7 protein-coding genes and 8 pseudogenes are annotated in these 8,466 nt (G+C 36.4%); 6 read left to right on the forward strand and 9 right to left on the reverse strand.

Going from position 1 to position 8,466, the window contains the following annotated elements; genetic code table 11:
- From lspA (DYE19_RS00230) to hemW (DYE19_RS00255), 6 genes and pseudogenes are all read left to right on the forward strand, one after another.
- Window positions 1-295: signal peptidase II (gene lspA / locus DYE19_RS00230; protein ID WP_115322254.1), on the forward strand; the 295-nt coding region annotated here is incomplete at its 5' end.
- Window positions 292-1,249: pseudogene (ispH, locus tag DYE19_RS00235) on the forward strand (4-hydroxy-3-methylbut-2-enyl diphosphate reductase). The gene lspA (DYE19_RS00230) and the pseudogene ispH (DYE19_RS00235), both read left to right, overlap by 4 nt.
- 232 nt (window positions 1,250-1,481) lie before the next feature.
- Window positions 1,482-1,775 carry a ComEA family DNA-binding protein gene (locus DYE19_RS00240; RefSeq protein ID WP_115322259.1) on the forward strand — a complete coding sequence of 98 codons (294 nt, stop codon included), beginning with the start codon at window positions 1,482-1,484 and terminating at the stop codon, window positions 1,773-1,775.
- A 128-nt stretch (window positions 1,776-1,903) separates the two neighbouring features.
- Window positions 1,904-2,510 (forward strand): annotated as a pseudogene (gene rdgB, locus DYE19_RS00245) (RdgB/HAM1 family non-canonical purine NTP pyrophosphatase).
- A gap of 90 nt (window positions 2,511-2,600) precedes the next feature.
- A pseudogene (locus DYE19_RS00250) lies at window positions 2,601-2,923 on the forward strand (YbjQ family protein).
- Window positions 2,924-3,937 (forward strand): annotated as a pseudogene (gene hemW / locus DYE19_RS00255) (radical SAM family heme chaperone HemW); the annotation flags it as partial.
- Window positions 3,938-3,989: 52 nt separating this feature from the next.
- On the opposite strand, the pseudogene hemW (DYE19_RS00260) reads toward hemW (DYE19_RS00255), so the two are convergent.
- From hemW (DYE19_RS00260) to DYE19_RS00295, 9 genes and pseudogenes are all read right to left on the reverse strand, one after another.
- Window positions 3,990-4,936 (reverse strand): annotated as a pseudogene (gene hemW / locus DYE19_RS00260) (radical SAM family heme chaperone HemW); the annotation flags it as partial.
- Window positions 4,937-5,259 (reverse strand): annotated as a pseudogene (locus DYE19_RS00265) (YbjQ family protein).
- A gap of 90 nt (window positions 5,260-5,349) precedes the next feature.
- A complete protein-coding gene (rdgB, locus tag DYE19_RS00275; RefSeq protein WP_115322257.1) occupies window positions 5,350-5,952 on the reverse strand; it encodes an RdgB/HAM1 family non-canonical purine NTP pyrophosphatase in 603 nt (200 codons plus the stop codon).
- 127 nt (window positions 5,953-6,079) lie between these two features.
- Window positions 6,080-6,358, reverse strand: coding sequence for a ComEA family DNA-binding protein (locus DYE19_RS00280; RefSeq protein ID WP_115322260.1), 279 nt, complete (start codon window positions 6,356-6,358; stop codon window positions 6,080-6,082).
- Window positions 6,359-6,605: 247 nt separating this feature from the next.
- Window positions 6,606-6,734 carry a hypothetical protein gene (locus DYE19_RS11590; protein ID WP_438361425.1) on the reverse strand — a complete coding sequence of 43 codons (129 nt, stop codon included), beginning with the start codon at window positions 6,732-6,734 and terminating at the stop codon, window positions 6,606-6,608.
- 1 nt (window position 6,735) lies between these two features.
- A pseudogene (ispH, locus tag DYE19_RS11595) lies at window positions 6,736-7,332 on the reverse strand (4-hydroxy-3-methylbut-2-enyl diphosphate reductase).
- Window positions 7,217-7,552 (reverse strand): hypothetical protein, encoded by a 336-nt coding sequence (locus tag DYE19_RS11600; RefSeq protein ID WP_438361426.1) that lies wholly within the window; start codon window positions 7,550-7,552, stop codon window positions 7,217-7,219. Before DYE19_RS11600 ends, ispH (DYE19_RS11595) begins: the two are co-directional and overlap by 116 nt.
- The gene (gene lspA, locus DYE19_RS00290) at window positions 7,552-8,067 is read right to left on the reverse strand and encodes a signal peptidase II (RefSeq protein WP_115322258.1); all 516 of its coding nucleotides are present in this window, start codon (window positions 8,065-8,067) and stop codon (window positions 7,552-7,554) included. The genes DYE19_RS11600 and lspA (DYE19_RS00290) overlap by 1 nt, the downstream gene beginning before the upstream one ends.
- A 106-nt stretch (window positions 8,068-8,173) precedes the next feature.
- A pseudogene (locus tag DYE19_RS00295) lies at window positions 8,174-8,466 on the reverse strand (zinc finger domain-containing protein); the annotation flags it as partial.

Consider the following 8,466-nt stretch of genomic DNA (forward strand, 5'->3'; position numbering starts at 1 on the left):
ATTAGCTTGTGTCATTTCTTTAATGCTAATCTATTTTCTATACAAAAATGATGTCGGACAAAAAATACAAAACAGTGCTTATGCCTTAATTATTGGAGGGGCACTTGGAAATATGATTGATCGTACTTACCATGGTTTTGTAGTCGACTTCTTTGACTTTTATTGGGATATTTACCATTATCCTGTGTTTAATGTTGCTGATGTGGCTATCTCAATAGGAGCTGGTCTTCTAGTATTGGATGCGTTCAAAAATCGCAATGAATCGGCACACAAGCCGAAACAAGAAGATAAATAAGGGAAAATAATGAAAATTATTTAGCTAATCCGAGAGGGTTTTGTGCAGGTGTTGACCGCGCTATTAGCATTGTCGAATCTGCATTAGAAATTCACGGCTCACCTATTTATGTACGTCATGAAGTAGTACATAACCGCTTTGTCGTCAATGGATTACGCGAACGAGGGGCAATTTTTGTCGAAGAGTTAAATGAGGTACCAGATGGCGCCATTGTTATTTTCTCTGCCCATGGCGTTTCACAGGCTGTTCGTCAAGAAGCCAAAAAGCGTAACCTTAAGGTCTTTGATGCCACTTGTCCGTTAGTTACGAAAGTACATATGCAAGTTGCTCGTGCAAGCCGTAAAGGCACAAAAGCAATTCTGATTGGGCATGAAGGACACCCCGAAGTAGAAGGAACTATGGGGCAATATGACAATCAAGAAGGCGGCATTTTTTTAGTCGAAAGTGTAGAGGATATTGCTAAGTTAAATTTAAAAAACGATGAAGATTTGACTTTTATGACTCAAACGACATTATCGATTGATGATACTAGTGAGGTTATTGAAGCTTTAAAACAAAAATATCCTGCTATTCAGGGTCCGCGTAAAAATGATATTTGTTATGCTACAACTAACCGTCAACAAGCAGTACGTGAACTTGCTCAACAATCTGATTTAGTCATTGTAGTCGGCTCAAAAAACTCTTCAAATTCAAATCGACTAGCTGAACTTGCTTCTCGGATGGGAGTTAATTCTAAATTAATCGATGATGCTGATGACATCGACCCTAAATGGCTTGATAATGTAAAAACAATTGGTATTACTGCGGGCGCTTCCGCTCCTGAAGTGTTAGTCCAATCAGTCGTAAATCGATTACAAGAACTAGGGGTAACAAGTGTAGAAGAGCTGCAAGGCTGTGAAGAAAAATACGATATTTGAAGTACCGAAAGAATTACGTATTAAAGAAGTCAATTAAGTATAAAGCTAGAATGGTTTTCTAGCTTTTTTTCTTTATCTTTTCTACTTATTAAAGCTATTTTCTACGATCCAGATCGTAAAAGTGCGGTCAATTTTTTGTAAGTTTTCCTATTTTCACCAAAATAACTTTCCGTTGAGACAACTCAACAGTTCATTGTTAATTTAACTATTTGAAGGAAAATTTATGACATTTAATTCAGTTATTATTGCCATTTTAAACTTTAAGCTCAATTTTTACTAGCACAAATCTATTCGCTAATTCACAAACCACTACAAACACACCACTTATCGCAGTAGACTATGTTTCAACTGAATCTGTTACAGGTATAGGAAAAATCAATATAAATAATGCGACAGCTGCCGAATTACAACATGACTTAATTGGAGTTGGTGCTAAAAAAGCAGAAGCGATTATCCAGTATCGTGAAGCACATGGTCCTTTCACAAAGATAGAGCAATTACTTGAAGTACAGGGTATTGGTAATGTTATTTTAGAAAAAAATAAAGATCGTTTAATCTTCTAATTTTTTCTTTATCATTTAAATATTATATAGTAAGCGGAATCCAGCAAATTCCGCTTATTTATGATTTTGGCTTATTAAATAGAAAAGCGTATAATTTCCCCAGTTTTTCTTAAATACTAGGATATTAAATGAAACAAAAAGTAGTTCTTGCAACAGGAAATCAAAGGTAAAGTCAAAGAAATGGCAGATGTGTTAGCAGATTTTGGCTTTGATGTCATAGCACAAACAGATTTAAACATTGAAAGTCCAGAAGAGACTGGACTTACTTTCATTGAGAATGCTTTACTAAAAGCACGCTATGCCAGCAAAATATCAGGTTTACCAGCAATTGCCGATGATTCAGGGTTAGTAGTTAAAGCATTATCAGGCGCACCAGGTCTATACTCTGCACGTTATGCTGGTGTAGACGACAATACTGCTGATGCTAAAAATCGTGCTAAATTGTTAAGTGACCTCGCACATGTCGCACCAACTGAACGTCAAGCTAAATTTGTTAGCTGTATAGTTATGCTACAACATGAAACAGATCCATCCCCAATTATCGCTGAAGGGGAATGTTTTGGTGAAATTGCATTAGCAGAGAAAGGAGACAATGGTTTTGGCTACGATAGCATATTTTTTAGCCCAGAAGTCAATTGCACGTTTGCTGAATTAGAGACTGAACAAAAGAAAAAAATCTCTCACCGAGCAAAAGCCTTATCAGTATTAAAGAATAAACTTGCTATACGAGCTTAAGCGATAAGAATATATACAAAAATAGTAATTTTCTTTACTACTATTTTTTCTATTTTACCTCATCTTAAAAATTAATTAAGGAAATAACATATGATTATTACAACAACACCTAATGTAGAAGGCAAACAAATTGTAGAATATAAACAAGTAGTTTTTGGTGAAGTTGTCGCAGGTTCAAATTTTATTCGTGATTTCTTTGCGGGTATTACAGACATTTTAGGTGGTCGTTCTGGCGCATACGAATCTAAAATCACTAAAGCGCGCCAAGAAGCTCTTGAGGAAATGCAAAAACATGCAAACATTTAGGTGCAAATGCAATCGTTGGTGTGGAAGTAAACTATACCTCAATTAATGGTGATGGTAAAAGTATGTTTATGATCGTTGCCAGTGGTACAGCTGTAGTGGTACGTTAAGTGAATCTGACGCTCCCGCCACTAAGCCTGTATATTCACATTCCTTGGTGTGTACAGAAATGCCCCTATTGCGATTTTAATTCGCATGCCCAAAAAGGTGTAATTCCTGAACAGGAATACATACAACATTTATTACAAGATCTCAGTCAAGATCTTGTTCGTTTTTCTGCAGGCATTCAACAACGTCAATTACATTCTATCTTTATCGGTGGTGGTACACCGAGCTTATTTTCAGCACAAAGTATCCATTATTTATTAAGTGAATCAAAAAGCGTATTCCATTTGAACAAGATATTGAAATCACTTTAGAGGCGAATCCTGGGACCGTAGAGGCAGAACGGTTTCAGGGCTATGTACAAGCTGGAGTAACTCGTATCTCCATGGGGATTCAGAGTTTTAATGACGATAAATTACAGCGTTTAGGGCGAATCCATAATTCTGCTGAAGCTAAAAGTGCGGTCCATTTTGCCAAAATTTCGGGGCTCAAGAGTTTCAATCTTGATCTTATGCATGGCTTACCAAATCAAAGTTTAGTAGAAGCTCTCGATGATCTTAAACAAGCTATCACGTTAGCTCCCCCCCATCTATCTTGGTATCAGCTCACTATTGAACCGAATACGATGTTCGCTTATCGTCCACCAGTTTTACCTGATGATGATGAGCTCTGGGATATTTTTGAGCAAGGGCATAAATTATTAATTGCTGCAGGTTATACACAATATGAAACTTCCGCCTATGCAAAGGTAGGATTCGAATGTAAACATAATTTAAATTATTGGCGTTTTGGTGATTATTTAGCTATCGGCTGTGGCACATGGTAAAGTCAGTTTTGAGCATGGTGATATTATTCGTTATTCTAAAACTAAACATCCTAAAGGCTACATGCGAGGCGAATATTTGTATGATGAGAAATATATTGAAGCTGAAGATCGTGCATTCGAATTTTTCATGAATCGTTTTCGCTTACTAGAGGCAGTGCCTAAAACTGCTTTTCAACAGTTTACTGGATTACCACAGTACTGTTGAAAAACAATAAACTGGGCCCTTGCTAATTACACTGCTTTTTGAAAAATTCGGCACGATCTTCAGCTTCAATATATTTCTCATCATACAAATTTCGCCTCGCATGTAGCCTTTAGGATGTTTAGTTTTAGAATAACGAATAATATCACCATGCTCAAAACTGACTTTACCATGTGCGCCACAGCCGATAGCTAAATAATCACCAAAACGCCAATAATTTAAATTATGTTTACATTCGAATCCCCTTTGCATAGGCGGAAGTTTCATATTGTGTATAACCTGCAGCAATTAATAATTTATGCCCTTGCTCAAAAATATCCCAGAGCTCATCATCATCAGGTAAAACTGGTGGACGATAAGCGAACATCGTATTCGGTTCAATAGTGAGCTGATACCAAGATAGATGGGGGGGAGCTAACGTGATAGCTTGTTTAAGATCATCGAGAGCTTCTACTAAACTTTGATTTGGTAAGCCATGCATAAGATCAAGATTGAAACTCTTGAGCCCCGAAATTTTGGCAAAATGGACCGCACTTTTAGCTTCAGCAGAATTATGGATTCGCCCTAAACGCTGTAATTTATCGTCATTAAAACTCTGAATCCCCATGGAGATACGAGTTACTCCAGCTTGTACATAGCCCTGAAACCGTTCTGCCTCTACGGTCCCAGGATTCGCCTCTAAAGTGATTTCAATATCTTGTTCAAATGGAATACGCTTTTTGATTTCACTTAATAAATAATGGATACTTTGTGCTGAAAATAAGCTCGGTGTACCCACCACCGATAAAGATAGAATGTAATTGACGTTGTTGAATGCCTGCAGAAAAAACGAACAAGATCTTGACTGAGATCTTGTAATAAATGTTGTATGTATTCCTGTTCAGGAATTACACCTTTTTGGGCATGCGAATTAAAATCGCAATAGGGGCATTTCTGTACACACCAAGGAATGTGAATATACAGGCTTAGTGGCGGGAGCGTCAGATTCACTTAACGTACCACTACAGCTGTACCACTGGCAACGATCATAAACATACTTTTACCATCACCATTAATTGAGGTATAGTTTACTTCCACACCAACGATTGCATTTGCACCTAAATGTTTTGCATGTTTTTGCATTTCCTCAAGAGCTTCTTGGCGCGCTTTAGTGATTTTAGATTCGTATGCGCCAGAACGACCACCTAAAATGTCTGTAATACCCGCAAAGAATCACGAATAAAATTTGAACCTGCGACAACTTCACCAAAAACTACTTGTTTATATTCTACAATTTGTTTGCCTTCTACATTAGGTGTTGTTGTAATAATCATATGTTATTTCCTTAATTAATTTTTAAGATGAGGTAAAATAGAAAAAATAGTAGTAAAGAAAATTACTATTTTTGTATATATTCTTATCGCTTAAGCTCGTATAGCAAGTTTATTCTTTAATACTGATAAGGCTTTTGCTCGGTGAGAGATTTTTTTCTTTTGTTCAGTCTCTAATTCAGCAAACGTGCAATTGACTTCTGGGCTAAAAAATATGCTATCGTAGCCAAAACCATTGTCTCCTTTCTCTGCTAATGCAATTTCACCAAAACATTCCCCTTCAGCGATAATTGGGGATGGATCTGTTTCATGTTGTAGCATAACTATACAGCTAACAAATTTAGCTTGACGTTCAGTTGGTGCGACATGTGCGAGGTCACTTAACAATTTAGCACGATTTTTAGCATCAGCAGTATTGTCGTCTACACCATAACGTGCAGAGTATAGACCTGGTGCGCCTGATAATGCTTTAACTACTAACCCTGAATCATCGGCAATTGCTGGTAAACCTGATATTTTGCTGGCATAGCGTGCTTTTAGTAAAGCATTCTCAATGAAAGTAAGTCCAGTCTCTTCTGGACTTTCAATGTTTAAATCTGTTTGTGCTATGACATCAAAGCCAAAATCTGCTAACACATCTGCCATTTCTTTGACTTTACCTTGATTTCCTGTTGCAAGAACTACTTTTTGTTTCATTTAATATCCTAGTATTTAAGAAAAACTGGGGAAATTATACGCTTTTCTATTTAATAAGCCAAAATCATAAATAAGCGGAATTGCTGGATTCCGCTTACTATATAATATTTAAATGATAAAGAAAAAATTAGAAGATTAAACGATCTTTATTTTTTTCTAAAATAACATTACCAATACCCTGTACTTCAAGTAATTGCTCTATCTTTGTGAAAGGACCATGTGCTTCACGATACTGGATAATCGCTTCTGCTTTTTTAGCACCAACTCCAATTAAGTCATGTTGTAATTCGGCAGCTGTCGCATTATTTATATTGATTTTTCCTATACCTGTAACAGATTCAGTTGAAACATAGTCTACTGCGATAAGTGGTGTGTTTGTAGTGTTTTGTTGAATTAGCGAATAGATTTGTGCTAGTAAAAATTGAGCTTAAAGTTAAAATGGCAATAATAACTGAATTAAATGTCATAAATTTTCCTTCAAATAGTTAAATTAACAATGAACTGTTGAGTTGTCTCAACGGAAAGTTATTTTGGTGAAAATAGGAAAACTTACAAAAAATTGACCGCACTTTTACGATCTGGATCGTAGAAAATAGCTTTAATAAGTAGAAAAGATAAAGAAAAAAAGCTAGAAAACCATTCTAGCTTTATACTTAATTGACTTCTTTAATACGTAATTCTTTCGGTACTTCAAATATCGTATTTTCTTCACAGCCTTGCAGCTCTTCTACACTTGTTACCCCTAGTTCTTGTAATCGATTTACGACTGATTGGACTAACACTTCAGGAGCGGGAAGCGCCCGCAGTAATACCAATTGTTTTTACATTATCAAGCCATTTAGGGTCGATGTCATCAGCATCATCGATTAATTTAGAATTAACTCCCATCCGAGAAGCAAGTTCAGCTAGTCGATTTGAATTTGAAGAGTTTTTTGAGCCGACTACAATGACTAAATCAGATTGTTGAGCAAGTTCACGTACTGCTTGTTGACGGTTAGTTGTAGCATAACAAATATCATTTTTACGCGGACCCTGAATAGCAGGATATTTTTGTTTTAAAGCTTCAATAACCTCACTAGTATCATCAATCGATAATGTCGTTTGAGTCATAAAAGTCAAATCTTCATCGTTTTTTTAAATTTAACTTAGCAATATCTCTACACTTTCGACTAAAAAAATGCCGCCTTCTTGATTGTCATATTGCCCCATAGTTCCTTCTACTTCGGGGTGTCCTTCATGCCCAATCAGAATTGCTTTTGTGCCTTTACGGCTTGCACGAGCAACTTGCATATGTACTTTCGTAACTAACGGACAAAGTGGCATCAAAGACCTTAAGGTTACGCTTTTTGGCTTCTTGACGAACAGCCTGTGAAACGCCATGGGCAGAGAAAATAACAATGGCGCCATCTGGTACCTCATTTAACTCTTCGACAAAAATTGCCCCTCGTTCGCGTAATCCATTGACGACAAAGCGGTTATGTACTACTTCATGACGTACATAAATAGGTGAGCCGTGAATTTCTAATGCAGATTCGACAATGCTAATAGCGCGGTCAACACCTGCACAAAACCCTCTCGGATTAGCTAAAATAATTTTCATTATTTTCCCTTATTTATCTTCTTGTTTCGGCTTGTGTGCCGATCATTGCGATTTTTGAACGCATCCAATACTAGAAGACCAGCTCCTATTGAGATAGCCACATCAGCAACATTAAACACAGGATAATGGTAAATATCCCAATAAAAGTCAAAGAAGTCGACTACAAAACCATGGTAAGTACGATCAATCATATTTCCAAGTGCCCTCCAATAATTAAGGCATAAGCACTGTTTTGTATTTTTGTCCGACATCATTTTTGTATAGAAATAGATTAGCATTAAAGAAATGACACAAGCTAATATAATAAACAGATATTTTTGCCAGCCACTATGTTCAGCTAAAAAACTAAATGCAGCACCATAGTTTCGTACATAAGTTAAATTAAAGAAAGGAAAGATGTTAATACTCTCATATAAAGTGAAATTTTGTACAACAAGATATTTTGTGCTTAAATCGAGTATAAAAGCAATTACACTTAGCCATAAAAAAGAAAGACCCGTTCTAGTTTGTGTCATAAGTACCTTTAAACATTTTCAAAATTGTATGGGCGAACTACTGTTCGCCCTAGAAGAGATTAAACAAATTTTATAAAGGGACGTTTAATGAACGTCTTGGCTTTATTTAAGCGAATTTTCTGATTTCACCCTCACCTTCCACATTCTCAATACAGCGTGAGCAAAGCGTTGGATGATTTGAGTTTATGCCAATAGTATCGGAAGTGCCAACAACGTGGACATTTCTCTGCAATAGAACGAATGACTTTAACAGCTAATCCTTTAACTTCTCCTTCTGGCACATCTGATTCAGCTAATGGTTTGACTTCGGCTTTTGACGTAATCAACACAAAACGTAATTCATCTTGTAATTGCTTTAATAATTCAGCAGATTTCTCATCTGCGTAAATAGTAATCTCG

It is taken from the genome of Pasteurella canis (genome assembly GCF_900454865.1).
GTDB classification, from domain to species: Bacteria; Pseudomonadota; Gammaproteobacteria; order Enterobacterales; family Pasteurellaceae; genus Pasteurella; species Pasteurella canis.

Bases quoted from the DNA above. Each gene is read 5' to 3' on its own strand.
- rdgB (WP_115322257.1), bottom strand. From the start codon at position 5,952: ATGAAACAAAAAGTAGTTCTTGCAACAGGAAATCAAGGTAAAGTCAAA.
- DYE19_RS11600 (WP_438361426.1), bottom strand. From the start codon at position 7,552: ATGAAAATTATTTTAGCTAATCCGAGAGGGTTTTGTGCAGGTGTTGAC.
- lspA (WP_115322258.1), bottom strand. From the start codon at position 8,067: ATGACACAAACTAGAACGGGTCTTTCTTTTTTATGGCTAAGTGTAATT.